Annotated in this window: 18 protein-coding genes, 1 other RNA gene and 2 pseudogenes; 18 read left to right on the top strand and 3 right to left on the bottom strand. The window is 68.2% G+C overall.

Annotated elements, in window-relative coordinates; all coding sequences use genetic code 11:
• Positions 1-41: 41 nt before the first annotated feature.
• From QME70_03625 to QME70_03575, 11 genes and pseudogenes are all read left to right on the top strand, one after another.
• Positions 42-1,556: an aspartate/glutamate racemase family protein gene (locus tag QME70_03625; protein ID MDI6893696.1), complete on the top strand. Its 1,515-nt coding sequence runs from the start codon at positions 42-44 to the stop codon at positions 1,554-1,556.
• A gap of 55 nt (positions 1,557-1,611) precedes the next feature.
• The gene (locus QME70_03620) at positions 1,612-2,631 is read left to right on the top strand and encodes an ABC transporter permease (protein ID MDI6893695.1); all 1,020 of its coding nucleotides are present in this window, start codon (positions 1,612-1,614) and stop codon (positions 2,629-2,631) included.
• A 1-nt stretch (position 2,632) separates the two neighbouring features.
• Complete coding sequence (locus QME70_03615) at positions 2,633-3,547, top strand: ABC transporter permease (GenBank protein ID MDI6893694.1); 915 nt, start codon at positions 2,633-2,635, stop codon at positions 3,545-3,547.
• A gap of 5 nt (positions 3,548-3,552) precedes the next feature.
• A complete protein-coding gene (locus QME70_03610) occupies positions 3,553-4,575 on the top strand; it encodes an ABC transporter ATP-binding protein (protein MDI6893693.1) in 1,023 nt (340 codons plus the stop codon).
• A complete protein-coding gene (locus tag QME70_03605) occupies positions 4,572-5,537 on the top strand; it encodes an ABC transporter ATP-binding protein (protein MDI6893692.1) in 966 nt (321 codons plus the stop codon). The genes QME70_03610 and QME70_03605 overlap by 4 nt, the downstream gene beginning before the upstream one ends.
• 481 nt (positions 5,538-6,018) lie before the next feature.
• Positions 6,019-7,173, top strand: a complete 1,155-nt coding sequence (locus QME70_03600) for an alanine--glyoxylate aminotransferase family protein (protein ID MDI6893691.1) — start codon at positions 6,019-6,021, stop codon at positions 7,171-7,173.
• Between the two features lie 5 nt (positions 7,174-7,178).
• The gene (gene serA, locus QME70_03595; protein ID MDI6893690.1) at positions 7,179-8,768 is read left to right on the top strand and encodes a phosphoglycerate dehydrogenase; all 1,590 of its coding nucleotides are present in this window, start codon (positions 7,179-7,181) and stop codon (positions 8,766-8,768) included.
• A 12-nt stretch (positions 8,769-8,780) separates the two neighbouring features.
• Entirely contained in the window at positions 8,781-10,043 is a 1,263-nt protein-coding gene (locus QME70_03590; GenBank protein ID MDI6893689.1) for a DUF1015 domain-containing protein, read from the top strand.
• Positions 10,044-10,507: 464 nt separating this feature from the next.
• Positions 10,508-11,683: a glutamine amidotransferase family protein gene (locus QME70_03585; GenBank protein MDI6893688.1), complete on the top strand. Its 1,176-nt coding sequence runs from the start codon at positions 10,508-10,510 to the stop codon at positions 11,681-11,683.
• Positions 11,684-11,703: 20 nt separating this feature from the next.
• On the top strand, positions 11,704-13,185 hold the full coding sequence (locus tag QME70_03580) for a glutamate synthase-related protein (GenBank protein MDI6893687.1): 1,482 nt from the start codon (positions 11,704-11,706) through the stop codon (positions 13,183-13,185).
• A gap of 40 nt (positions 13,186-13,225) precedes the next feature.
• Positions 13,226-13,957 (top strand): annotated as a pseudogene (locus QME70_03575) (hypothetical protein).
• Between the two features lie 115 nt (positions 13,958-14,072).
• On the opposite strand, the gene QME70_03570 reads toward QME70_03575, so the two are convergent.
• The 3 genes from QME70_03570 to QME70_03560 all read right to left on the bottom strand — a co-directional run bounded on the left by QME70_03570 (position 14,073) and on the right by QME70_03560 (position 17,109).
• Positions 14,073-15,095 (bottom strand): ABC transporter permease subunit, encoded by a 1,023-nt coding sequence (locus QME70_03570; GenBank protein MDI6893686.1) that lies wholly within the window; start codon positions 15,093-15,095, stop codon positions 14,073-14,075.
• Positions 15,092-15,838, bottom strand: coding sequence for an ABC transporter ATP-binding protein (locus QME70_03565; GenBank protein MDI6893685.1), 747 nt, complete (start codon positions 15,836-15,838; stop codon positions 15,092-15,094). Before QME70_03565 ends, QME70_03570 begins: the two co-directional genes overlap by 4 nt.
• Before the next feature lie 77 nt (positions 15,839-15,915).
• A complete protein-coding gene (locus QME70_03560) occupies positions 15,916-17,109 on the bottom strand; it encodes an NEW3 domain-containing protein (GenBank protein ID MDI6893684.1) in 1,194 nt (397 codons plus the stop codon).
• A gap of 589 nt (positions 17,110-17,698) precedes the next feature.
• On the opposite strand from QME70_03560, the gene rnpB reads away from it, so the two are divergent.
• The 7 genes and pseudogenes from rnpB to QME70_03525 all read left to right on the top strand — a co-directional run bounded on the left by rnpB (position 17,699) and on the right by QME70_03525 (position 25,733).
• Positions 17,699-18,088: RNase P RNA component class A (gene rnpB, locus QME70_03555), an RNA gene on the top strand.
• Positions 18,089-18,198: 110 nt separating this feature from the next.
• Positions 18,199-19,593 (top strand): amidohydrolase family protein, encoded by a 1,395-nt coding sequence (locus tag QME70_03550; protein ID MDI6893683.1) that lies wholly within the window; start codon positions 18,199-18,201, stop codon positions 19,591-19,593.
• Between the two features lie 118 nt (positions 19,594-19,711).
• Positions 19,712-21,055 carry a putative aminohydrolase SsnA gene (gene ssnA, locus QME70_03545; GenBank protein ID MDI6893682.1) on the top strand — a complete coding sequence of 448 codons (1,344 nt, stop codon included), beginning with the start codon at positions 19,712-19,714 and terminating at the stop codon, positions 21,053-21,055.
• A gap of 11 nt (positions 21,056-21,066) precedes the next feature.
• Positions 21,067-21,615, top strand: a pseudogene (locus tag QME70_03540) (UbiX family flavin prenyltransferase).
• A 508-nt stretch (positions 21,616-22,123) separates the two neighbouring features.
• Positions 22,124-23,143, top strand: a complete 1,020-nt coding sequence (locus QME70_03535) for an AIR synthase family protein (protein MDI6893681.1) — start codon at positions 22,124-22,126, stop codon at positions 23,141-23,143.
• The gene (locus QME70_03530) at positions 23,140-24,321 is read left to right on the top strand and encodes a uroporphyrinogen decarboxylase family protein (GenBank protein MDI6893680.1); all 1,182 of its coding nucleotides are present in this window, start codon (positions 23,140-23,142) and stop codon (positions 24,319-24,321) included. Before QME70_03535 ends, QME70_03530 begins: the two co-directional genes overlap by 4 nt.
• Before the next feature lie 5 nt (positions 24,322-24,326).
• Positions 24,327-25,733: an 8-oxoguanine deaminase gene (locus tag QME70_03525; GenBank protein ID MDI6893679.1), complete on the top strand. Its 1,407-nt coding sequence runs from the start codon at positions 24,327-24,329 to the stop codon at positions 25,731-25,733.
• Positions 25,734-25,997: the final 264 nt, after the last annotated feature.

The following is a 25,997-nucleotide window of genomic DNA, read 5'->3' as shown; positions in this document are numbered from 1 at the left end:
TGACGCAAGGCCGGGGAGGGGCCGGTACTGGGGGGACGAGTGTGGCCAGGTACCTTTTTGTCAATCCCGTGGGGACGGACGTCTGGGACGCCCAGGATGAGGCATACCTCCGTTCCCTCGTCGCACCCGGGGACGAGGTACGGGTGGCCAGCCTGAGGTACGGGCCCCCGGCGGTGGACAGGGAGACGAGGCTGGTGGAGGCCGAGTACGGGGTAGCGGCGTTGCTGGACGCTCTGGCGGAGGCGGGCGGGGCACCGGAACGGGGCCCGGGCAGAGACGCGTATGACGCCGTGGTCATCAACTGCTGCGCCGACCCCGGCCTGGCCCCCGGCCGCGAACTCCTCGCCTGTCCGGTGCTGGGGGCGGGCGAGACGGCCCTGGCCCTGGCTCCCCTTTTCGGGGAAGGGGTGGCGGTGCTGGCTCCCGACGAGACCGCCGCGGTCATGTTCCGCCGTTACGTGCGTCGCCTGGGTCTGCAGGGGACGGTGGGCGGCGTTTACCCCCTGGGCGTGGCGGTGGCGGATTTGGAACGCCAGCCCGACCGCACGGTGGAGTGCGCGGTGCGGGCCGCCTTGCGCGCCCACGAGGAGGCGAACGCCCAGGTAATGGTGCTGGGCTGCACCGGCCTGGCCCCGCTTGCCCCCAGGGTGGCTGCCGTCCTGGAGGGGATGGGGCTGGTGGTGCTGGAGCCGATGGCCCTTGCCTTCCGGGCCGCGCAGGTCCTGGCCAGGCTGGGATTGTCCCATTACCGGGGGGGCCTGTATGCCCCTTACCGGGAGCCGCGGGTTGGGAGGATCCAGGGTTGCGGCGCTGAAGGTACCAGCGGGCCTGGGGAGCAAGCAGGGGTGTTCGCGGGCGGGCCTGGCGGCAGGATCGGCGGGGATCCTGATCCCGTAGATGTTTTGCTGGTGAATCCGGTAGTCTCGCCCGGCCTGCTATCATGGGTACCGGAATATGCTCGCACCGTGCTGCCGCCCTGGACCAGGGCAAACGTGAAGGACATCAGCGCAGGACCGCGATGTATAGAAACCTTTTACCAGGAGGCATGTGCCCGTCCCGGTGTGGTGCGGGCAGCGCGCGGTGAGGGCGGGGCATTCGACGTCAGTGTGGTAAACTGCTTCGCCGACCCGGCCGTGCTGGCCCTGCGGGAGTCCACGGGCAGACCTGCTATTGGCCTGGCAGAGGCCAGCTGCAGACTGGCTCTGCTGCTGGGGCACCGCTTCGGGGTGGTATCGACGGGGCGGAACGCCGGCCCCTGGGCCGAGCTGCAGGTCAGGGAGATGGGGTTGACTCATCGGCTGGCGGGTGCGGTGGGGATCGACATAGGGGTCCTGGAACTTTCCAGTGACGAGGCCGTCACGGCGGAAGCAATCCTCTCGGAAGCCCGGAATCTGGTAGGACGGGGGGCGGAGGTGATTGTGCTGGGCTGCGGTGCGATGGCGAAGATGGCCCACGCGGTAGCCGAGAGACTGGACGTACCCGTCCTGGAGCCATTGGCGGTAGCTCTTAACCTGGCCGACCTGGTGGGGAGGGCGAGGCCTTGGCGGAAGAGATGACGCTGTCGGGAGGAAGTGGCGCTTATCGTGACACGGTCGGGAGGTACGGCAGGGGTTGAGAGCGTATATTGTTCGCAGGTTGCTGCTGGGAGTTGCGGTATTATGTGGGGTGACACTGGTGACCTTCTTCATCGCCAGGGTCATCCCCTCCGACCCCGCGGCGCGCTGGGTGGGAGGCCACCCCACCGCGGAGCAGATTGCCCGCGCCCGGGTAGAGCTGGGCCTGGACAAGCCGCTGTACGTGCAGTACCTGCGCTACATGGGGGACCTGTTGCGGGGGGAGTGGGGCAGGTCCATCCGCACCCACCGGCCGGTCATCGCGGATATTCGCGCCTTCCTGCCCGCCTCGCTGGAGCTCATACTGAGCGGCATGTTGATCGCCGTGGCGGTGGGGGTGCCGATGGGCATCCTTTCCGCCACCCGCAAGGATAGGCTGCCCGATCACGGTGCCCGGCTGCTGTCCATCGGGGCGGTTTCGGTGCCCACCTTCTGGCTGGCCATGCTGCTGCAATTGCTCTTTTTCGGCTACCTTGGGATTCTACCCCTGGGGGGCCGGGTGGACACCGTGGTGCGGCTCACCTATCCCATCCACCGCATCACCGGGTCGTATTTGCTGGACTCCCTCCTTACGGGTAACTGGCCGGTATTCAGCAACGCCCTCAGCCACATGGTGCTGCCGGCCGTCACCATGGCCGCATACCCCCTGGGGCTCATCACCAGGATGACCCGCTCCTCTCTCCTCGAGGTGATGAGCGAGGAGTACATCGTGGTGCCACGGGCGTACGGCATCCCGCGCCCGGTGGTGTATTACCGGTACGCCCTCAAGAACGCGCTGGGGCCCACCATTACCGTACTGGGGCTCACCTTCGCGTATTCCCTGGCGGAGACGTTCCTGGTGGAAAGCGTCTTCAACTGGCCAGGGTTGGGGCAGTACGCTTCCCAGTCCATCCTCTCGGCGGACTACCCCGCCATCATGGGAGTCACCATCGTGGTGGCATGTACCTACGTGATTGTCAACCTGGTGGTTGACCTCATCCTGGCCTGGCTCGATCCGCGCATCCGGCTGGAGGGATGACATGAGCGACGAGGCAACGCGCACTCCGGACGCCACACCGGATCACAACAGTCAAGAGCGCAGGAGGGCGGGGCTCGGCTATACGTGGTACCTTTTCCGGCGCAACCGCCTGACGGTGGCCGGCACGGCGGTGGTGCTGCTGCTTATCCTGGTGGCGCTGGCCGCCCCCTGGCTGGCGCCCTATCCAGGGGATGCCGGTACCGACGTGCATCCGGAGAGGGCCCTGCTTACGCCCAGCCGGGAGCACCCGTTTGGCACGGACGAACTGGGGCGCGACCTGTTCAGCCGGGTATTGTTTGGCTCCCGCATATCCCTGACGGTGGGGGTCATTGCCATCGGGCTGGCCCTGCTCATCGGGGTGCCCGTCGGCCTGGCGGCCGGGTTCTTCGGGGGAACGGTGGACGAGGTGCTCATGCGGGTGTGCGACGTGTTCATGAGCTTTCCGCCCTTGTTACTGTCGGTGGCCATATGCGCCATGCTGGGTCCCAGCCTGACCAACGTCATGATTTCTATCGGCATAGCGTGGTGGCCCTGGTACAGCCGCCTCATCCGGGGCCAGGCCCTCTCGGTGAGGGAGCGGGGGTTCGTGGAGGCCGCCCGCGCGGCGGGGGTCAAGCCCTGGGTGGTTATCTGGCGCCACATCCTGCCCAATACCATGGCTCCGGTGGTGGTGCAGGCCTCCATGGACTTCGGCGGGGTGATCCTCACTGCGGCGTCTTTAGGGTTCCTGGGGATGGGGGCGCAGCCCCCTACGCCTGAGTGGGGGCTGCTGGTGAGCATCGGGCGCAACTTCTTTCTTAACCAGTGGTGGTATGTTACTTTCCCCGGCCTGGCCATATTTGTGGCCGTGCTGGCATTCAACCTGGTGGGAGACGGGATCAGGGAGATTTCCGATCCCCGCACACGGGAGGCGTAGCCTGGTTGGAGCGGTTCCTCACGGCACCTGGTGCACCTGCGGCAACGGATGAGACCCTGGCCAGCGATCTCATGTCCATCCGGGATCTGAAGGTGGGTTTCCGCGTTTACGGCGGCACCGTCCAGGCGGTTGACCTGCACTACCTGTCCCTGGGAGCGGGTGAGGTGCTGGCCCTGGTGGGCGAGACCGGCTGCGGCAAGTCGGTGACGGCACGCGCCATCCTGCGCCTGCTGCCGCCCGGTAAAGCGGTGGTTTCGGGCAGCATCCTCTTCCGCGGGGAGGATCTCCTGCAAAAAGGTGAGCGGGAGATGGATCGCATGCGGGGCAAGGAGATATCGATGGTTTTCCAGGACCCCATGTCCGCCTTCAACCCCGTTTTCCCCGTGGGTGACGTCATGGTGAGGGCCATCCGCCTTCACCAGGGCCTGGGCGCGAGGGAGGCCCGGGAGCGGGCGGTCGAGATGTTCCGTCTGGTGCGCCTTCCCCGTCCGGAGGCCACCCTGCGCCTGTACCCCCACGAACTGAGCGGCGGCATGCGGCAGCGGGTGATGATCGCGATGGCCCTCTCGTGCCGGCCGTCGCTGCTCATAGCGGACGAACCCACCACCGCCCTGGATGTGACGATTCAGGCCCAGATCCTGCGGCTGCTGGTGGAACTGAGGCAGCAGGTGAGGGCGGCAGTCATATTCATCACTCACAACCTGGGGGTGGTGGCCGAGATCGCGGAGAGGGTGGCGGTGATGTATGCCGGAGACGTGGTGGAGTGGGGGCCGGTCGAGGACATCTTCTGTCATCCGACCCACCCCTACACCTGCTTGTTGCTGGCGGCAATTCCGCGCCGGGGCGGCCGGGGTAGGCTCAAGGTGATCGGGGGCGAGGTGCCCAATGCCCTGCGTTTGCCCCCTGGTTGTCGCTTCGCTCCCCGGTGCCCGCGGGCGCAAGAGGTGTGCGGCCGCGAGCGGCCGCTCCTGATGATCCGGGGTAGTCGGGCGGTGGCCTGCCACTTTCCGGGGGAGGGAGCCCCATGACCCCGCTCCTCGAGGTGAGGGGGCTGAAGAGGTACTTCCCCATCAGGACGGGAATGCTGCGTCGGGTGACGGGCTGGGTCCGGGCCGTGGACGGAGTCACCTTCACTGTTTCTACCCGGGGGGAATCACTGGGCATCGTGGGGGAGTCGGGTTGCGGCAAGAGCACCCTGGCCCGCACCGTGCTGCGTCTGGTCGAGCCCACGGAGGGGCGGGTGCTGTTCGAGGGTCGCGACCTCACTTCCCTCAGGGGGGAAGAGTTGCGCCGCATGCGCCGGCACGTGCAGATGGTGTTCCAGGACCCGTACTGGTCCCTGGATCCGCGTTTGCGGGTCCTGGACATCGTGGCGGAGCCCCTGCGCGCTCACGTGCCCATGGGCGGGCGCCAGCTGCGGGAGCGCGTGGCAGAGTTGTGCGCCCTGGTGGGTCTCCCCGGCGAGTTCCTGAACCGCTACCCGCACGAGATGAGCGGGGGCCAGCGGCAGCGGGTGGGCGTGGCCCGCGCCCTGGCGCTCAACCCCTCCCTGCTGGTCCTGGACGAGCCCACCAGTTCCCTGGACGTTTCCGTGCAGGCTCAGGTGCTGAACCTCCTCGCCGACCTGCAGGTCAGGCTGGGACTCTCGTATCTGCTGATTTCCCACGACATCGCCGTAGTGGAGCACATGTGCGACCGGGTGGGGGTGATGTACCTGGGGGTGCTGGTAGAGAGCGGGCCGGTTGAGAAAGTGCTGGGCACGCCGCTGCACCCATACACCCAGGCCCTGATCGGGGCGGTCCCCGTACCCGATCCCCGCCGGCGCACCCTGGGGGTTCCCCTCGAGGGCGACGTTCCCGACCCCTCGTCTCCGCCGCCGGGATGTCGGTTCTGGCCTCGCTGCCCGAGGGCCAGAGACGAGTGCCGGCGCGAAGTACCGGTCCTCCGTCCCTTTGCCCCTGACCACCAGGTAGCCTGCCACCTGGTCTGACCGGCTTCTTTCTCCACGGTGTCGACCGGGGCACGGTGCAAGCCGCCCCGGCCGGAGCGGGCGTGGGGCGAAGTTGCGGTACACTGACGATAGACGCCATCACGATAGAGGAATAGAGGCCTGCATGTTGACATTTCGGCGGCAAACCTGGTAGACTTTGCGCCAAGTAGCCTGATGAACCGTTGAGGGGCACAGTACCTGGAAAGCGTGGGGAATCAGAGAGCCAGCGGGAGGTGCGAGCTGGCCCCCCGTCTGGGGAATCCAGCCCCGAGGGCAGGCACAAGGCGGGTGCCCAAGCCCGGACGGAGGGCCCGTTATCGCCCAATGAGGGGTCGCGGCCGGAGCGCGCTCGGTTTCGGGAGTGCGCGCTTTCCGGCGCGACAAGCGGGGTGGCACCGCGGGAGAAAGCCTCTCGTCCCCGATCAGTGGGTGGCGAGTGGCTTTTTGCATGCAAGGGACGGTTTAGGAGAGGAGGTAGGACATGTTGCAAAGGCAGTGTCTCATGATCCCGGGGCCGACGCCGGTGCCGGCGCGGGCGGCGCTGGCCGAAGCGGCACCCATGATCAACCACCGGGGTCCCGAGTTCGGTGCCCTGCTCGGGGAAGTGACGGACGGACTGAGACGCGTGTTCATGACGGGCCATACCGTGCTGGTGTTCCCCGCCGCCGGTACCGGGGCCATGGAGGCGGTGGCCGCCAATCTGGTGGGACCGGGGGAGCGGGTGCTGGTGGCGGTGGCCGGCGAGTTCGGAGCGCGTTTTGCCGAAATCATGCGGGTGGCCGGCGCCGGCGTCCGCACCCTGGAGTTCGCGTGGGGGACTGCGGTCGACCCCGGGTCCGTGCGCGAGGCGCTGGAGGCGGATCCGTCCATCGGGATGGTGGTGGTGACCCACAACGAGACTTCTACCGGGGTGACCATGGACCTTCCCGCCATCAGGGCTGCCATTCCCCGGGACGACGTGCTGTTCGTGGTGGATGCCATCAGTTCGGTGGGCGCCATCGAGCTGCGCACGGACGATTGGGGCATCGACGTGGTGGTGGGAGCCTCCCAAAAGGGTCTCATGGCTCCGCCCGGCCTGGCCGTGGTGTCCGTGAGTCCCCGGGCGTGGGACAGGGCGAACCGGACCACCTGCCGCAGCGTTTACTGGAGTTTCGGGGCGGCGCGGCGCTTCCTGGAACGCCCCACGCCCCAAACGCCCTACACCCCGGCCGTGTCCCTGCTGTATGCCCTGCGGGAGTCGTTGCGGATGCTCGAATCCGAGGGCCTGGAGAGCGTGCTCCGCCGTCATGCCACCGTGGCCCGGGCCGTGCGCGCGGGGGTGCGCGCCCTGGGGCTCGGGACCCTGGCCCGCGACGAGTGCGCTTCCCACACCGTGACCGCGGTCACGGTGCCGTCATGGCTCGACGGGCAGAAGCTCCTCGGCCTCCTTCGGGAGAAGTACGGGGTGATCCTGGCCGGGGGCCAGGGACCGCTGGCCGGGCGTGTGTTCCGCATCGGTCACGTGGGCCAGGTGAGCTGGCAGGATGTGGTGGTGACGCTGGCCGCGCTGGAAATGGCCTGCCTGGATCTGGGGGCAGAGGTTGAACGCGGCCGGGCTGTGGCTGCTGCCGAAGAAGTGTTCGGCTGGGAAGGGTGAGGGCCATGCGCATCCTGGTAACCGACGGTATAGCGGAGGAAGGGGTTAAGGTCCTCAGGGAGGAGGCAGAGGTTGACGTCTGCGGGCCCCTGCGCGAGGAGCAGCTGATCGAGCGCATCGGCGAGTACGACGGGATACTGGTGCGCAGTTCCACCCGTGTCACCTCCCGCGCGATTGCGGCGGCGCCCCGGCTGCGGGTGATCGGACGGGCGGGGGTAGGAGTTGACAACATTGACCTGGAAGCAGCCACCCGCGCGGGCATCGTGGTCGTGAACGCTCCGGGTGGAAACACGGTGGCCGTGGCCGAGCACACCATCGGCCTTATCCTCTCCCTGGCCCGCAGGATCCCCCAGGCCCACCTGCACGCCAGATCGGGGAAGTGGGAGAGGAGCCGCTTCCTGGGGACGGAAGTGCGGGGCAAGACCCTGGGGTTACTCGGTTTGGGACGGATCGGTTCCGAGGTGGCCAGGCGGGCCCTGGCCCTGGGGATGAAGGTGATGGCATATGACCCCGCCGTCTCGCCCGAGCGCATGGAGGCCGTGGGTGTAATCCCGGCTGAGCCCGCCGTCATTTTCCCTGCCGCGGACTTCATCAGTGTGCACGTCCCCCTGACCCGGGAAACGCAGGGCCTGATCGGCGAGGAGGCCATCTCGCGGATGAAGCCGGGAGTGCACATCATCAACTGCTCCCGAGGCGGTGTGGTGGACGAGGAGGCCCTGGCCCGAGCGCTCCGGGAGGGAGAGGTGGCAGGGGCGGCGCTGGACGTGCTGGCGTCGGAGCCCCCTCCGCCCGACCATCCCCTTTTGGGCCTGGACAACGTGGTGATCACTCCCCACCTGGGTGCTTCCACCGCCGAGGCCCAGGCGAGCGTGGCCGTGGAAACGGCCCGCGCCGTGCTGGCCGTGCTCAGGGGAGAACTGGTACCCACCGCCGTCAACGTGCCCGCTCCCGCCCCCGAAGACGGCCAGCGCCTTGCCCCCCTGCTGCCGCTGGCGGAAACTCTGGGTGCCTTTTCGGCCGGGTGGTCAGAAGGCATGATCGGCGGCGTGCGCGTGGCCTGGTCGGGCGAGGTGGCGAGGATGGACACTCGTCCCCTGCTCTCCGCCGTGCTCAAGGGGCTGCTTCGTCCTCTCCTGCAGGACCATGTCAACGCGGTGAACGCCCCCCTGCTGGCCCGGGAGAGGGGAATCCGGGTCAGCGAGGTGAGGATGGATGAAGGCGACGGCTACCCGGGTGAGATATCTGTCTCCACGGTCACCAGTCGGGGCGAGCGGAGCGTGGCCGGGAGCCTGTCCCCCCGGGGGGAACCGCGCCTGGTGCGCATAGACGGATATCGTACAGATACCCCCCTGGCCGAGTTCATGCTGGTCTGCCCCCACGTGGACCAGCCGGGCATCATCGGTCAGGTGGGCACCATCCTGGGGGAAGCCGGCGTGAACATCTCCGGCATGCAGGTGGCGAGACTGGCGCGAGGCGGAGAGGCCATCATGGTGCTGGGCATGGACTCTCCCGCGCCCCCCGAGGCCCTTGCCCGCATCGCCCGGGTGCGGGGCGTCATTTCCGCCCGTCCCGTGTACCTGCACCGGCCGGCGTGAGGGGGAGTGAGGATGCCGCGACTTATGCCTTTCCGGGCGGTTCACTACGACCCCCGGCGCGTGGGAGTGGATCTCGGTGCTCTGATTTCACCGCCCTACGATGTGGTGGACGGGGAAGCGGCGGGCGGCCTTGCGGAACGGCATCCGTACAACTCCGTCCGCCTTGAACTCCATATCCCAAGCGCGGAAAGCCCTGCTGACCGGTACTGCCGGGCCGCAGCGCTGTGGGAGGCATGGCGCCGAGAGGGTATCCTGGTGCAGGATGAGGTGCCATCCCTCTACGTCTGCGAGCACGCCTTCTTCCACGAGGGCCGCCACCTGGTCCGCGCCGCCCTGGTGGGTTGCCTGGCGCCCGGCGTCATGGCTCACGAAGAGACGATGGCCGTGCCCAAACAGGATCGCCTGGAGCTGCTGCGTGCCTGCCACGCCCAGTTCAGCCCCATTCTCGTCCTGTACGAAGACCCCCACGGCCGGGTGGCGTCAGCGCTGCGTTCCGGGGTGGCGGGGAGACCGCCCGAACTGGAGGTGCACACAGGGGAAGAGGTTTTGCGGGTGTGGCGCCTGAAGGAGGACGCGGTCGCCCGGGTAACCGGGGTTGTGGCTCCCCTGCCCGCCGTGATCGCCGACGGGCATCACCGTTACGAGTCCGCGCGCCGGTTCGCGGAGGAAACGGGGGAAGAACGGCACGAGCGTGTGCTGGCTGCCCTCGTATCCACAGCTGATCCGGGGCTGCTGGTACTGCCCACCCATCGCCTCGTGCGCAGGGCGGGCCCGGGCGGTGCCGAGGGTCTCGTCGACGCCGTGGCTGCCGCGTTCGGCTGCGCGGAGGTCGTCGCCCGTGCCCCTCGGGCAGGGGCGGCTGCCTGGTGGGCACGCTTGGAGTCCCTCGTATCCTCTCGTTCTGGCCTGGTATCCTTGGCGGCGGTGACCGCAGGTGGGGCACGGGTGCTGAGCTATCAGGGCGAGACGGCTGAGGCCCTGAGGGTGCTGGATGGCGTCGTGCACGGGGGGCAGGGGGCAACGCAGCGGGCGACGCAGGGGCCGACGGCTGATGGTGAGGCGGGTGCCGCCCGGGCCGTGGAGTACACCAGGGATGCGGCTTACGCCCTGGACGAGGTCCTGGCCGGGCAGGCCGAGGTCACTTTCCTGGTCCCTGCTGTCTCGGTGGGCGAGGTATTCCGCAAGGCTCGGGAGGGTTACCGGTTCCCCCGGAAGACCACCTATTTCCACCCCAAGGTGCCCGCCGGGCTCCTGGTGTGCGACCTGGACGGCTGAGGGGGGAATTGCCTCCTGGCATCTGTTTTCTTGGAATGGTGCCAGAGATTTACTATGCGCGAAATCGTATGTTTAGCCACTTGAGCGGCAGGAGCTCAGATCTTGTCAGGGAACCTGACGCAGGATATTGACATTGCCTCCAGATGTGACTAGAATTCGCATCAAAAGGAATATGGATCTGGGGCCAAATCGCAGTGCTGGGGCGGGAGTGCGCCTAGGGTTCCGCATTTCCAGGCCGGTCTGGCGTGCTGCAGCCGGGGAATGGTCTGGACCAAGCGGCGCAATGCAGCGGATGCTGCAACACCGTGGGTAGTAGAAGACCCGAGCGGAAGGTTCCGTCTGTCGGAATTCCGCGCGGGTTTTTCTTATCCTCGGGTGACAGCCCCACAGCCTTCTGCAAGGCGAAGACAGCATGTGGGGGCGGGGAGCACCCGGCAGACGCGACGGGAGGGAGGACGGTAGGGATGGGAGCCAGAGTTGGGCTGCGCCGGGGTGAGACTGCGGACGGGATGCGCATCCCGTCCGGGTGCGGGGTTGCCGCCGTGGCGAGCACGAGGGGACGGCTCATTTCGGGGGCCACGGTCGCGTGCATGGTCTGCGCCATGCCCGAACGCACCAATGGCCTGGGGGCGGGATTTGCCGCCTACGGGATATATGCGGACCTGGCAGAGTGTTACGTGTTCCACCTCATGTATGAGGACGGCCAGGCCCGCACGGCGACCGAGGATCTGCTGCGGGCGAGGTTTCAGGTGGATGCTGCGGAACCCATCCCCACCCGGCCCGGAGTCCTGCCCGGGGCCCCCATGCTCTGGCGCTACTTTCTCAGGCTGCCGGAAGAGGTAGCCGCGCACTCCTGGGACGAACGCCCGGCCGAACGGGCACAGCGCGAGTGGTGCGGTCCGGACGAGTACGTGGTGCGGGCGGTGATGGAGATCAACACCGGGATTCCGGGGGCGTTTGTCTTTTCCAGCGGCAGGGAGATGGGCGTGTTCAAGGCGGTCGGTCACCCGGAGGCAGTGGCAGACTTCTTCATGCTCGACCAGTACCGGGGTTACTCCTGGCTGGGGCACTCCCGGTTTCCCACCAACACCCCTGGCTGGTGGGGCGGGGCACACCCGTTCTCGCTGCTGGAATGGTCGGTGGTGCATAACGGGGAACTGTCGTCTTACGGGACCAACCGCCGCTACGTGGAGTCGTTCGGGTACAGGTGCACACTGCTGACCGACACCGAGGTGATCGTCTACCTGGTTGACCTGCTGGTGCGCAGGCACGGCCTGGCCCTGGAAGTTGCATGCCGCGTCCTCACCCCTCCCTTCTGGAAGGAGCTGGACGGGTCGGGGGATCAGGCGGCGCTGCTCCGTGCTGCCCGCATCGTATACGCGGGAGCCCTGCTGAACGGCCCGTTCACTACCATATTGGGGCACTCCCGCGGGTTGGTTGGGCTTACCGACCGCCTTATGCTGAGGCCGCTGGTGGCAGCTACCCGGGGCGACCTGTCTTACCTCGCCTCTGAGGAAGCGGCCATCCGCGCCGTCTGCTCGGGCCCCGACAGGGTTTGGGCTCCCCTCGCGGGGGAGCCGATCATGGTCGAGGTGGGGCGGCCGCAGGTCGCCGTTTCCGTGGGGGTGGCGCGATCATGAGCGGCGCCATCCGGGACAGGATGCGCCACGCGTCCTACGTTCCACCCCAATTCAGTGTCAGGGTGGACGAGGCCCGCTGCAGGTCCTGCCACCTGTGCGTGCGGCAATGCTCTTTTGGTGCCTTGAGCTTCCAGGAACGGGTGACGCCGCAGGAGGGCAGCTGCGCCGGTTGCCTGCGCTGTGCGGCCGTCTGCCCCGCGGGGGCCATTTCGGTGGCGCCGAACCTCTGGCCCCTGAAGCCCAACGGTTTCTGGCCGGAGTGGGCGGTCCGCGGCATATGGCAGCAGGCCGCCAGCGGCGCGAAGAGCCTGACCGGATGCGGCAACGACAAGCCCTACCCCATCCTGTGGGATCATCTCCTGCTGGACGCCGCCCAGGTTACCAATCCCTCCATCGATCCCTTGAGGGAGCCCATGGAGTTACGGACCTACCTGGGGAGGAAGCCGGACAGGCTGGTACCGGGTGAGGCTCTGCAGCCACAGCTCGAGCTGGAGATCCCCATCATGTTCGCGGCCATGTCGTACGGGGCGGTGAGCCTCGACGTGCACCGCGCTCTGGCCATGGCTGCCCGCGAGATGGGTACGTTCATGAACTCGGGGGAAGGCGGCCTGCACCGGGACCTGCTGTCCTGTGGCGACCGCATCATCGTCCAGTGCGCATCGGGCCGGTTCGGCGTCGACCCCGATTACTTCCGGGCGGCGGCGGCAGTCGAGATAAAGATCGGGCAGGGGGCCAAACCCGGCATCGGCGGGCACCTGCCGGGGGAGAAGGTGACGCCCCAGATAGCGGCCACCCGCATGATCCCGGTGGGCACGGACGCCATCTCCCCTGCCCCGCACCACGACATCTACTCGATCGAAGACCTGCGCCAGCTCATCTACGCCATCAAGGAGGCCGTGGACTACCAGAAGGCGGTAGGGGTGAAGATCGCCGCCGTACACAACGTGGCCGCCATAGCAAGCGGCATCGTCAGGGCAGGGGCTGACTTCATCACCATCGACGGTTTCCGGGGCGGGACCGGTGCGTCACCCCTGGTTGTGCGGGACCACCTGGGTATCCCCCTGGAGGTTGCCCTGGCGGCAGTGGACCGGCGGCTGCGGGAGGAAGGCATCCGGCACCTGGTGTCGCTCGTGGCGAGCGGCGGCATCCGCAGCGCCGCTGATGCGCTGAAGGCCATTGCCCTGGGTGCGGACGCGGTGGCCATCGGTACCGCTGCTCTGGTAGCCCTGGGATGCCGCCTCTGCCAGAGGTGCTACACGGGCAGGTGCGCGTGGGGCATCACCACGCAGGATCCGGAGCTGGCCAGCCGCCTCGACCCGGAGGCAGCGGCTCTCCGGTTGGGTAACCTCCTGCGGGCCTGGGGCCTGGAGATAAAGGAGATGCTCGGGGCCATGGGCATCAACGCCATCGAGAGCCTGCGGGGCAACCGGGACCGGTTGCGCGGGCTGGGCCTGGACTCGTTGACCCTGGACATTCTCGGCGTGCAGCCCGCAGGCAGGTGAAGGATCTCTGGGCATTTTGCGAGGCAGCGAGGTGATCTCAATGGGCAGTGCCGACAGCGGAGGCGCGTACACGATCTGCGCAGGCGGGATGGACTTCCGCGAGCTGGGCAGGAATATCCGCCAGGCGGTGGCCGGGGGGGCACGGAGGATCTACGTGGAGGGCGTCTGCGGTCAGCGTTACATAGCTGCGGGCCTGGCCGGGGACGCCTCCGTCGTGGTGCGGGGGGTCCCGGGGAACGACCTGGGGGCCTTTATGGATGGGCCCCACATCAGGGTGATCGGCAATGTCCAGGATGCCGTTGCCAACACCATGAGCGGCGGTGAGATCGTGGTCCACGGCGACGCCCGCAACGTGCTCTGCTATGCCATGCGGGGCGGGCGGGTATACATCCGGGGTGACGTGGGTTACAGGGCCGGCATAAACATGAAGGCTGCGGGCGACCGGTGCCCCGTGCTCGTCATCGGCGGTGCGGCCGGGGGTTTCCTGGGTGAGTACATGGCGGGTGGGCGCATAGTCGTACTGGGAACGATTACCGGAGACTGGACGGGAGCGGGCATGCACGGCGGGGCTATCTGCCTGCGGGGAGGAGCCAGCGCGGATCGCCTATCACCGGACGTGCGCGTGTGCGAACTGGAAGACGCGGACTGGAGTCAGGTGCAGGAAGACGTATCGCAATACTGCCGGTTCTTCGACCTGGATCCGGACCAGTTCCTGGCCTCCTCCTTCGTCAAGCTGGTGCCCAGGCGCCTGCGGCCTTATGGCGACCAGTACACCCACGACCACAGCGTGCTCCGAGGCAGTGCCCTCCCTGAGGCGGGGAAATCACCAGCGGACAGTAACGGCGCCCCCTGGCGAGGCCGTGGAGGCCGCAGAGAATCGCCCGGGGTCAGGCCCGGATTTCCTGGCGGATGAAGAGGTAGTAGGCGACCCCGAAAACGCCCGCGGTGAGAGCGACGAGGGTCACCAGGTGGGGCCACACCAGGAGCAGGCTTTGCCCCGGGGACAGGAACCCGGCGATGGCGCCCTGCACCTGTTCCAGCAGGAAGGGACCCAGGGTGCGAATGCTGGGGTTGAGCAGGGTTATGATGGCCTCTTCGTAGAGGACGGTGGGGGAGAGGCGAGCCAGGCCCAGGTGCCAGCGGGCGTTGCGCAGGGCCACGTCCACCGGGGTGTCTTGCGTTACGGGGAAGAAGGTGTCCGCTATCAGACCGGCCAGCAGGCGGGCGAAGACGGCGAAGAACAGCCACACCGCGATGCCCGCCAGTGCCGAGCTGGCCGCCTGCCGGAATATGACCGAAAAGAGGATACCCAGGGCCAGCCAGAAGGCCACGTAGATTACCGTCACCACCAGGTAGGCCAGGACCCGCACCACCTCTTCCGTGGTGGGTGGCACTCCCGTCAGGATGAGACCCAGCCCGGCCACCAGCAGGCCCAGGGATCCCATCATCCATCCCAGCATGGAGATGCCAGCCAGGAACTTGCCGTTGATGACGTCATCCCGATATATGGGCTGGGACAGCAGGCGGCTGAGGGTGCCGCGAGTACGTTCGCCCACGATGGCGTCGAATCCCATGGCCAGTCCCACCAGGGGGCCCAGGAAGGACACAAAGGCGATGAAGGGGGGCAGGCTGCCCGAGGTGGTGAACAGGCGCAGGAAGACGAAGTGGCTCCCCTCCTGGGCCACGGTCTCGCGGATGCTCTGGGCCCCGACGTACATGCTGCTCAGTCCGGTGATGCCCACCAGCAGAAAGAGGATGAGGAAGCGGATGCTGGAGGTGTGATCCCCTATCTCTTTGGCGCACACCACTCCCAGGCCTCCGCTCGACCAGGAGGAAGTGCTGTGCTTCACCCTTTGCCATAGAGAGGAGAGCGCAGCCGGCGTAACGCTTGCACCCATGCCCGGCTTCACCGGGAGTCACCCCCCTGGAAATACTGGCGGTAGTAGTGATCCAGGCTCCGCCCGCTGGCCACCAGCTCCCGCACGGAGACGGGCCCGGGGTCGACCAGCCGTCCCCGCACGAAGATGGCCACGCGGTCGCATATCTCCTGCACCTGATACAGCAGGTGGGACGAGATCAGGACCGCGCGCTGTTCCTCCTGGGCCAGGCGGACGATGAGGGCCAGCACCTCCTGCACCCCCTCGGGGTCGATCCCCAGGGTGGGTTCATCCAGGATGAGCAGGCGGGGATCTTTGACCAGGGCGTCGGCCATCCCCAGGCGCTGGCGCATGCCCCGCGAGTACTCCCGGACGGCCCGGTCACCGACATCCCCCAGCCCCACCGTCTCCAGCAACCGCGCGATTTGCCTTTCTGCCTCCGGGAGCGGGATGTGGTTCAGTCGGGCGGTATAGCGGAGGTTCTCCCGTCCGGTCATGTCCTCGTAGAATCCCACGTTGTCGGGAAGGTATCCCACCATGGCCTTTACCGCCAGGGGCTCGCGGGCGGGATCGTGGCCCGCCACCCGCACCGTCCCCTCGGTGGGCTCGGTGAGGCCCAGGAGCATGAGGATGGTGGTGGTCTTGCCAGCCCCGTTCGGCCCCAGCAGCCCGAAAACCTCACCCCTGTAGATGTCCAGATCCAGGTGGTCCACCGCCACCAGGTTGCCGTATTTCTTCGTCAGTCCCCGCAGGCTGACGATGACGTCCTTTTCCATGGCACTACCCGCCTCAAGTGACCGACTTACAGTTCCGGATACCTGGGGCCCGCGCAGCTCGTGCTGTCCCGGGCGGGTCAGCGGCGGCCGTACTTGCGGAACGTGGCCCACACGCCCGCCATCACCGCTGCCACCAGGGCGATCCCCACCATCCCCCAGGCGGTGGGGGTGAGGACCGTCACCCGAAAGTCCGCGCTCTCCCACGCGCCCTGAGAGCTGGTGCTGAGGGTCACCACGTAGTCGCCGGCGATGGCGCGACTGTCAGGTTTGATGTAGGCGGTGACCTCCCGGCTTTCCCCCGCCCGCAGAACGTCAATGCTTTCGGGATCGAAACGCACCGACCAGCTGGGGGGCGGGCTGGAAGAGAAGGTGACCCGTCCCAGGTCGGCGCTGCCGGTGTTGTCCACCACCAGTTTGACCGGGGTTTCCCGCCCCGGGTTGGCGTCGGCGCTGAGCCGCCCCGAGGGGGTGGTGAGCTTCAGCTCGAAGGTTCCCAGGATGTTGAGCTCGAGGGCCGCGGACGCCTGGCTGGCTGCGGAGAGGGCCTGCACCGTGATGTTGTACCGGCCGGCCGCCACCTTCTGGGGGGGCCTGACCTGCACATCCAGGCCTCTGGTTTCCCCCGCGCCCAGGGTCAGGCCGGCGATCTGCTTCTGCTCGTATGCGGGACTGAAGGTGACCTGCCATCCGTCCGGGGCGTCGGCGCGCAGGCTGTAGGAGCGCTCGCGAGGCCCATTGTTGGTCAGATCCAGGCGGAAACTGAAGGTGGCGTTGCTCGGGCCGGTGAGGGAAGGATACTGGGTCACCAGCCGGTCGGGACCCGCCTCCTCGGTACTGACCCGGATGCTCACCTGCAGGCTGGCGGTTCCGGCGGCGGAACGGGCGCTCACCGTTACGTGCGCCTCGCCGGGCCGGGCATCATCAGGTACCTTGACCTGTAGCTGGACCTCCTGCTCCTGATCTGCGGGTACGTACACCTGGTAGACCTGGCGGCCCTCACCCAGGAGGAAGGCCTCCCATCCCTTCGGTTGCCCGGTCACGTACAGAGTCACTTTCTGGCCGCCCGGGCCCCGGGCAGAAAGGTGCAGCTGAAAGGTGAGGGTTTCTCCCGGCCTGGCCACCACCCCGGGGAAGGGCGTGAAAAGGACCAGGCCCTGGGCGCGGGCCCGTGCCGGCAGGCCCAGCGTGGCGCAGAGGAACAACACTGCAACCAGGGCGGGAACCAGCCGCTTCCCCCACCCGACTCCAACGACGCGATGCGCACCACCCATGGAACATCGACCTCCGTGCAAAAGCTCAAGACCGGCTACCCCCTTGAGTGCCGGCTCTTCGTCAGTATTCGACGTCGACCGCCCGCACTCCTTCTCGTGCCCGCTGCTCCAACCACCCCTCCTGGCCTCTGCCCTGTGCCGGTAGCAGGAATTCGTAGTACACCGCTGGGCCCGCATCAGGCAGGTCGCCGGGGCCGGTGAAGTCCCTCAACAAGGGGAGTGCGCCGAAAACTGGCGAACTCCCCTTCCCAGTATGAGCCAGATTCTGGCATACTGGTCCGCCTCTCCTGAGGCCGGAGGGTTCCTGCGAGATATGGAGGCTGGTGTCTCCAGAAAATGGTGGTATATACTTGAGTAACTGGGGTAGTTGTGCTCAGGTTTGGTAAGGGCAGATGGACAAGGTGGGTGGACTGGTTGGCGGACTCGTCCGTGCGCGCTTTTTCTGGCGCAGTTATTGGCTGAGTCTGGGCCAGTTTTCGGCACATTGCGCTGCCATGGCGGAAGTAGTACAGCAGTAGTGCTGTGCGAAGCAGTGGTGCAGCAGTACAGGGAAGTTGACGAGGTGGGGAAGGGATGTTAAGCTGTTCATAGAGCAGGTTGGGCAACCGCGGGCACAATGACCGCGAGGTCGTGTTCGAGGAAAGTCCGAACTCCACAGGGCAGGGTGCTGGATAACGTCCAGCGGGGGCAACCCCAGGGACAGTGCCACAGAAAGAAACCGCCTGCGGGAGTGTATGTCCCGAAGGTAAGGGTGCAATGGTGGTGTAAGAGACCACCAGGAGCCGGGCGACCGGCTCGCTAGGTAAACCCCACCCGGAGCAAGACCAAGTAGGGGGAGAATGAGGCGGCCCGTGGACTCCCCGGGTTAGGTCGCAGGAGGCCCCGGGCAACCGGGGTCCCAGATGGATGGTTGCCGCCCCGCCCACCGGTGCGGCCGGTCGCGGGGGCACAGAATTCGGCTTACAGACCTGCTCACCGCATTCGGGCGCGGACCCGCGAGGGTCCGCGCAACTGTTACATGGTGGCGGAGGAAAGACGCCGGGATGGGGCGAACTGTGAAGTGGCAGCGACCAAGGGGTGGGGTGGCCCGTGGATTTTGACCTGGTGGTGCAGGGCGGACGGGTTTACGGGCCTCGGGATTGGGGCGAAATCGACGTGGGTGTCCGGGCCGGACGGGTGGCTGCTCTGGGTCAGCTCGGGCGTTTCCGGGCCGGGAAGGTGGTGGACGCCCGCGGCCTCCTGGTGCTGCCCGGTTTGATCGACCCCCACACTCACATTGCGATGTCTTTGGCCAGCGGCATTGCCACCTGCGATGACTGGTACACCGGGACGGTGGCCGCCGCCTGCGGCGGCATCACCACGGTGAGTGACTTCGCTCAGGCGCGGCCCGGTCAAAGCCTTGCTGAGTCCCTCCAGGAGAGGCGGACGCAGGCCGGGGGACGCGCGGTGGTGGATTATGCCTTCAGCGTGACCATTACTTCCCCCGACCCCGACACCCTGGCCGAGGTACCCGCTCTGGCCGGCGGGGGAGTGCGTTCGTTCAAGCTATATACGGTCAATCCCGGCCTCATGGTGGATGACCGGGGCCTGCTGGCGTCCCTGGGTGCTGTCGGGCGTACGGGGGCCCTGGCCACCGTCCATGCCGAATCGGCTGCCGTGGTGGAGGCGATGACCGCGCGGGTGAGGGAAGCGCACGGCGGAGCTGCCCGGTTTCCCCACACCCGGCCCGCACTGGCGGAAGGAGAAGCGGTGTATCGTGTGCTCACCCTGGCGCGGCTGGAAGGGGCTCCCGTGTGCATCCGCCACCTGTCCAGCAGAGAAGGGCTGGCGGCGGTGATAGCCGCCCGCCGGGAGCAGGGGGCACTGCGCCGGAGAGGCGGCTCCGGCCGGGTCGCCTGGGTGGAGACGGCCCCCCACTACCTGGCCCTGGACGATTCGGTGTACGCGCGAGAGGACGGCCACCGCTTCATCTGCAGCCCGCCTCTGCGGACCTTGGAGGATCAGCATGCCCTCTGGCGGGGGATTGCCGCCGGCCAGGTGGATTTCCTGGGCACGGACCATTGCGCCCTGAGCGTGGCCCAAAAGGACGCCGCTCCCCACTTCCTCCGGGTTCCGGGTGGTCTCCCCGGGTTCGCCACCTTCCTGCCCCTGACGTACACGCTGGGAGTGGTGGCGGGGCATATTGACATTCCCCGGCTGGCGGAGCTGACCAGTACGGCCGCGGCCGGCGCCTTCCGCCTCTATCCCCGTAAGGGGACGCTCCTCCCCGGGGCGGACGCCGATCTGGTGTTGGTCGACCCCTGCGCCAGGCAGAAGGTGGGTATAGCGGGGTCAGGGCCTGCGCTGCGCTGGTCTCCCTATGAGGGGTGGGATCTGCAGGGCTGGCCGCGCATGGTGATCTCCCGGGGAGAGGTCATCGTAGAGGAAGGCGAGTTTTGCGGGCGGCCGGGCCGCGGCCTCTATCTGGACGTCCCGGCTGCGTGATGACGCCGGCTGGGGGCCTCCATCTGGACGCGCCGGCGGTGTGATGACGCCGGGTGCCCGACCGGGGCCGGCAGGCAGGGGCCAGTGAGGGAGCTGTCCGAGACCAGGGGGTGGGGAAGTGGGGACGGAAACGAGGACGCTGGTGGGCAACGGCATCCTCATCACCATGGAGGAACGCAACCGGTTCTTCCCCGACGGGGCGGTCCTGGTGGAAGGAGAAATGGTGAAAGAGGTCGGTGCCACGGCCGAGATGCGGGTCCGCCACCCGGGGGTGCCCTTCGTCGATGCGGGCGGGATGCTCATCCTGCCCGGGCTGGTGACGGGGCACACCCACCTGTACGGGCAGTGGGCGCGCGGCATTCCCGGCCGGGGGGAGCCGGCGGGGAGCTTTCGCCAGATCCTGGAGCGGCTGTGGTGGCGGCTGGACAAGGCCCTGACGCCGGAAGACAACTACTACCAGTCCCTGGCCGGGCTGCTGGAGGCCGTCCGGCACGGGGTCACCACGCTCTTCGATCACCATGCCAGCCCCCGCGTCTGCCCGGGAAGCCTGGACCAGGTGGCACGTGCCTTCACCGACCTGGGGGTGCGGGGCTGCCTGTGCTACGAGGTGTCGGACCGGGACGGCCCGGACGTGGCGCGCCGGGGGCTGGAGGAGAACTGCCGCTTCGTCGAGCGGTGCCGGAAGGAAGGTGGACCGCTCCTCAGAGCAGCCTTCGGGCTGCACGCTTCCTTCACGGTGGGCGAGGAGACCCTGCACATGGCCGCGGCGATGGGTAACAGTCTGGGGGCCGGGTTTCACGTCCATGTGGCGGAGGGGGAGGCCGACGTAGAGGAGTCGCGGCGCCAGTTCGGGAAGCATCCCGTGCGGCGCCTGGCGGAAGCGGGGGTGCTGGGGGAGAATAGCATCGCGGCTCACTGCGTCCTGGTGGGCGAAGAGGAGATCGCCACCCTGCGGGAGAGGGGATGCACGGTGGCCCACAACCCCCAGTCGAACATGAACAACGCCGTGGGTACGTCGCCCGTCCCCGCGCTGCTGGAGGCCGGGATCAACGTGGTGCTGGGCGGCGATGGCTTCCTCGACCTGTGGCGGGAGATGAACCTCGCCGCCATGGTCGCCCGCCTGGACCGGGAGGATCCCCGCGTGATGGGGGGCGAAGAGCTCAGGCGAGTGACCTGGGTGAACAGTGCCCGCCTGGCGGCCCGGTACTGGGACCGTCCCCTGGGACGGATCACGGAAGGAGGATACGCCGACATCATCCTGGTGGATTACCGGCCCTTCACTCCCCTGGACGAGACCAACTACATGGGTCACCTCACATACGGGGTGCCGGGGTCGGCCGTGGACACCGTGATGGTGGGGGGGCGCATCCTCGTGCGCGGTGGTGAGTTCCAGGCCGTGGATGAAGAGGCCATCCTGGCCCGGTCGCGGGAACGGGCCCGGGCCCTCTGGCAGCGGTACTGATGGTGGCAGAGATGGCGCGGGTCATAGTGGCCATCACGGGAGCTTCGGGGGCGGTGTACGGCGTCCGCCTCCTGGAAGTCCTGCGGGAGGCGGGAAGGGAAACCCACCTCATCGTCAGCCGGTGGGGATGGGAGACCGTGCGCCTGGAGACGGGGCTTCCCCCTGACGGGCTGAGGGGGATGGCCACCCATACCCACAGCCCCGACGACCTGGGCGCGCCGGTGGCGAGTGGAAGCTTCCCCGTAGACGGGATGGTCATCGCCCCCTGCAGCATGAAGACGGCGGCGGCCATCGCCCACGGCTACTCCGCCGATCTCATCGTCCGGGCGGCCGACGTGTGCCTGAAGGAGCGGCGGCGGCTCATCGTGGTTCCCCGGGAGACCCCGCTCAGTGCCGTTCACCTGGGGAACCTGTTGCGGCTGGCGCGACTGGGAGTGGTGGTCCTTCCCCCCATGCCCGCCTTTTACTGCCATCCTGCCTCCCCGGCCGACCTGGTCGACCATACCGTGGCACGGATCCTGGATCACCTGGGTATATCCCACCGGTTGAGCCCGCGCTGGGAAGGCCAGGGTGAAGCGGAGCAGCGCGAGGAGGCTGCCGCCCGGCCGCAGCACGAAGCAGGCACGAGCGGGGGCGGATGGTGGGAGCGCGAGGCGGGGGCGGCGGAGGGGCGCCTGCGGGAGTGGGAGGCGCGGGCGGGTGAAGGGCACCTGCGGGTGCAGGCCCGGGCCTGGGCCACCGACGACGGCTACGTGGTGGGGCTGTTCGGGGGCGACCGCACCCACGTGGGCACCGTGGTGGTGAGCGTGCCGCGACCCAGCCTGGCCGACCCGGAGAGGTCGAGCTGCACCTCCTCGGTGATCAACCTGCCGGCCCACAAGGAGGAAGAGGTGATCCGTCCCCTGGCCGACGAGCTGGCGCGGGTGACGTGCTCGCCGGTGGTGGGAGTGGCGGGCGTCCATGTGGACGGGGCTGACCCTTCCACCCTGGATTTGCTGGCCCGTAACTGCCGGGAGGCGGGAAGGCTTCTCCTGGGCCTCATCACCGCTAGATCCGGAGGCTGATTTCGTGGAAAGGCAGAAAACAGCGAGGGCGCCGGGGGGTAAGCTCCCTCCGGTGATCCTGGAGAAGATGGTGCTCGCCCATCAGGGCGCCCGGCGGCCGGAGGTCATCCGGGGTGCGGGCATCGGTGTGGATGCCGCCGTCCTGCGGCTGGGGGGCGGGATGTGTGTCTTTTCGGTGGATCCCATCACCGGCAGCAGCACCCGCACGGGCGAGCTATGCATCTACGTGGCGTGCAACGACCTGGCCGCTGCCGGGGCCGAGCCGGTGGCCGTGGGCATCACCCTGCTGGTTCCCCTCGAACTGGGAGAAGAGTACGTGGCCCGGTTCATGGCCGAGGCTGACGCCGCCTGCCGGAAGTTGAAGGTGGCCATCGCCGGGGGGCACACGGAGCTGGTGCCCGGCCTCCCCTTGCCCCTTGTATGTGTTGCCGCCCTGGGGCAGCCCTGGCCCGGTTGCCGGTTGCCCGAGGGGCCGCAGGCGGGCGATGCCCTGGTGCTCACCAAGGGGGCGGGGATCGAAGGGGCTGCCGTACTGGCTGTGGATTTCCCCGCCCGGCTGTCCGCTCTGGTCCCGGCGGATGTCATCGACCGGGCGCGGTCCCTGTTTGACTCATTGAGCGTTTTGCCCGAGGCGAAGGTGGCCGTGGGGTGCGGGGCTACCGCCATGCACGACGTGACCGAGGGTGGCGTTCTGGGAGCGGCCTGGGAAATGGCATACGCCGCCGGGCTGGGTGTGGAAATCCGGGCCGAGGAGGTCCCCGTCCCGCCCGAGGTGGATGCCATCTGCCGGGCTCTGTCGGTGGACCCCCTGCGTCTGGTTTCCAGCGGTTCACTCCTGGTGGCAGTGCCCGACCCGGGGCCGCTGCTGGGTGCTCTGGGCGGGGCGGGTATCCGGGCGGCGGTGGTCGGGCGTGTGGTGCCGGAAGGAAACTGGCTGCTCAAGGAAGGGGCGCGGGTCCCCATTCTTTCTCCGGAAGGTGACGAGCTGTGGCGGGCCCGAGAGATGCTGGCCGGGAGGGAATGACCGGTTACCGGCGGGTGCGGGAGGCCCTTGAGGGCCGGCCGCCCGATCGCGTGCCCCGGGGGGAGTTCCGGATGGCGGGAGTGCTGGTCCGGGCCCTGCTGGGAGGGCACGCACGTCCTCTCCCTGCCGGCGGGCCCGGCCGCTGGCAGGCGGAAGAGGAGGCCCTGCGCCTCCTGGGTGCGGACATGGTGGGCGTGCCGGTCCCATCGCTCCCGCCGCCAGGTCCGCGGGCGGTAGCGGCTGCGTGGCCGCCGGCGGGGTCTGCCGCCGGCGACAGCCCACCCCTGATCGCGCCCGTTGAGCCGGCGCCCCACTCGTCCTGGATCCAGGAGATTGCTCATTGGGCGGGGCGTGATCTCTTCGTATGGGCGGTGGTGGATGGGCCCTGGCAGGGCCTGGCGGGCCTGCTGGGCTGGTCGCAGGCCTTGCTTCTCCTGACCGGGGCGCACCGCCGCCCGCGGAGCGATGGGAGTGACTCTGGGTTGGGGGACGCCGGCTCGGAACTGGGTGAGGCGGGCTCCTCGTCGGGGCATGTCGGCTCGGGACTGGGGGATGCGGACTCGTGGTGGGAGGATGCGGACTCGTGGTGGGAGGATGCGGACTCGTGGTTGGGGGATGCGGACACGTTGCTCCTCGTGCAGCTTGACCGGGTGCTCGGCCAGGTGGCGCAGGCCCTGGCGGCGGGTGCCGACGGCATCGTGATGGGGGAGGACCTGGCATACACCGGGGGCCTGCTGCTTTCTCCCCGGGTCGTCCGGCATCGGCTCCGGCCGCTCTGGGCGGAGGTGGCCGCCCGTTGCCGCACTGCCCGCACCGCCAGGGGAGACATCCCCCTCCTGGTCTTCCACAGCGACGGGGCGGTAGCACCATTGCTGGCCGACATCGCGGCGGCGGGCTTCCACGGCCTGCACTCCCTGGAACCGGAAGCCGGGATGGACGTCGCCCGGCTGGTGGGGATGTGGCGGGGCCGACTGGGGCTGCTGGGAGGCCTGTCGGTAGACCTGCTCAGCCGCGGCACCCCGGAGGCGGTGGTGCGGGAAGCGATGCGGTTGGCCCGGGCCGCCCGGGACGGAGGGCTGGTGGTCGGTACCTCCTCGGGTCTGGTCCCGGAAGGGGTCTCGCCGGCCAACCTGGTCGCCGCCTACCGGGCCCTGGACATTCATGCCATGCGGGAATGAGACCCATGCGGACGTTGATCAGGAATGCGGACTGGATAGTGACCATGAACCCCCTCCGGGAGCGTGTCCGGGGCGGGAATGTCCTCATCGACGGCTGCCGGATTGCTGCCCTCGGTCCTGGCGCCGGGGAAGGGGAGACCGTGGACCGGGTCATCGATGCCTCCGGGTGGGCGGTGTTCCCCGGGTTCGTGAACACGCACCATCATCTCTACCAGACCCTCACCCGGGCCATCCCGGCCGTGCAGGACATCCCCCTCTTCCCCTGGCTGCTCGCCCTGTACGAGATATGGCGGGGGATCACGCCGGAAGCCGTGTATCTGGGCGCCCTGGTGGGGCTGGGGGAGCTGCTGAAGAGCGGATGCACCACGTCCACCGACCATCACTACGTCTTTCCCCGGGATCGGCCAGAGGGGTTCATCGAGGCCGAAATCGCGGCCGCCCGGCAGCTGGGCATACGGTTCCATCCCACCCGGGGGAGCATGTCCCTGGGGCGCAGCCAGGGGGGTCTGCCCCCCGACGAGGTGGCCCAGGACGAGGACGCCATCCTGGCCGACTGCGAGCGCCTGCTCGACCGTTACCACGATCCCGCCCCCTATGCCATGTGCCGCCTGGCCCTGGCGCCCTGTTCGCCCTTTTCCGTCACTCCCCGCCTGATGAAGGAGACGGCGGAGCTGGCCCGCTCCCGGGGGGTTCTCCTGCACACCCACCTGGCGGAGACCAGGGACGAGGAGCGCTTCTGCCTGGAGAAGTTCGGATGCCGGCCGGTGGCCTACCTGGAGCAGTTGGGGTGGCTGGGTCGGGACGTCTGGTTCGCCCACGCCATTCACCTGGACGATGGCGAGGTCCGCCTCCTGGGTGAGACCCGCACCGGGGTGGCCCACTGTCCTGCGTCCAACATGAAGCTTTCCTCCGGGGTGTGCCGGGTGCGCGACCTGCTCGCCGCCGGGGCGCGGGTGGGGCTGGCGGTGGACGGCAGCGCCAGCAACGACAGCTCCCACATGTGGGGGGAGGTGAGGGTGGCCTACCTCCTGCAGAAGCTGGCCCTGGGTGAGCGGGGTCTCTCCGCCGAAGAGGTGCTTTACCTGGCCACGGCGGGCGGGGCGGCGGTTCTGGCCCGGCACGAGATCGGGTACCTGGCCCCTGGTATGGCCGCTGACCTGGTGTTGATCGACCTGGGCCGGCTGGAGTTCGCCGGTACTGCCGGGGACCCGGTGACTGCGCTGGTCACCACGGGACCCGGTACGGTGGACATGGTGATCGTGAACGGCCGCGTGGTGGTGGAGGACGGCCACCTGGTGGGGCTGCCGGACGAACGGGAGGTGGCCCGGCGGGCGAGGGAGATGTCCCGCCGCATGGCGGAGCGGGCCGCTTCGGGCACGGCAGGGAGCCCTCTGCCCAGACGGCGGGAGTGATAATGGCGCGGCTTACGTCTTTGCGGGCCGACCCGGCCTTCCCGGGGGCTGGTCCGCCGCCTGGTGGTGCACATTTTGATTGACAGCGGTTGTGAGCGAGTTTTATACTGTAAAAACAAGCACCCCTTCTATGCATAAATCGAAGGCGGCGGTCATTCCTGTTGCAAGGAGGTGGGGCCGGTCACAGCTCGAGGTGCGCGCGCTACGCGCTACGCCTGTCTTGGTTTCCGAGGGTCAGAGGGAATTCGGGAGTCGCGGCCCGGA

It is taken from the genome of Bacillota bacterium (genome assembly GCA_030019365.1).
Lineage (GTDB): Bacteria > Bacillota > Sulfobacillia > JACIYH01 > JACIYH01 > JACIYH01.
Note: the sequence above shows the minus strand (reverse complement) of the source record. Positions and strands in the feature narration are given on the sequence as shown.

Coding starts and splice junctions, on each gene's coding strand:
- QME70_03605 (MDI6893692.1), top strand. CDS start 4,572: ATGACCCCGCTCCTCGAGGTGAGGGGGCTGAAGAGGTACTTCCCCATC.
- serA (MDI6893690.1), top strand. CDS start 7,179: ATGCGCATCCTGGTAACCGACGGTATAGCGGAGGAAGGGGTTAAGGTC.
- QME70_03565 (MDI6893685.1), bottom strand. CDS start 15,838: ATGGAAAAGGACGTCATCGTCAGCCTGCGGGGACTGACGAAGAAATAC.
- QME70_03585 (MDI6893688.1), top strand. CDS start 10,508: ATGGGAGCCAGAGTTGGGCTGCGCCGGGGTGAGACTGCGGACGGGATG.
- QME70_03580 (MDI6893687.1), top strand. CDS start 11,704: ATGCGCCACGCGTCCTACGTTCCACCCCAATTCAGTGTCAGGGTGGAC.
- QME70_03560 (MDI6893684.1), bottom strand. CDS start 17,109: ATGGGTGGTGCGCATCGCGTCGTTGGAGTCGGGTGGGGGAAGCGGCTG.
- QME70_03590 (MDI6893689.1), top strand. CDS start 8,781: ATGCCGCGACTTATGCCTTTCCGGGCGGTTCACTACGACCCCCGGCGC.
- QME70_03525 (MDI6893679.1), top strand. CDS start 24,327: ATGCGGACGTTGATCAGGAATGCGGACTGGATAGTGACCATGAACCCC.
- QME70_03615 (MDI6893694.1), top strand. CDS start 2,633: ATGAGCGACGAGGCAACGCGCACTCCGGACGCCACACCGGATCACAAC.
- QME70_03530 (MDI6893680.1), top strand. CDS start 23,140: ATGACCGGTTACCGGCGGGTGCGGGAGGCCCTTGAGGGCCGGCCGCCC.
- QME70_03600 (MDI6893691.1), top strand. CDS start 6,019: ATGTTGCAAAGGCAGTGTCTCATGATCCCGGGGCCGACGCCGGTGCCG.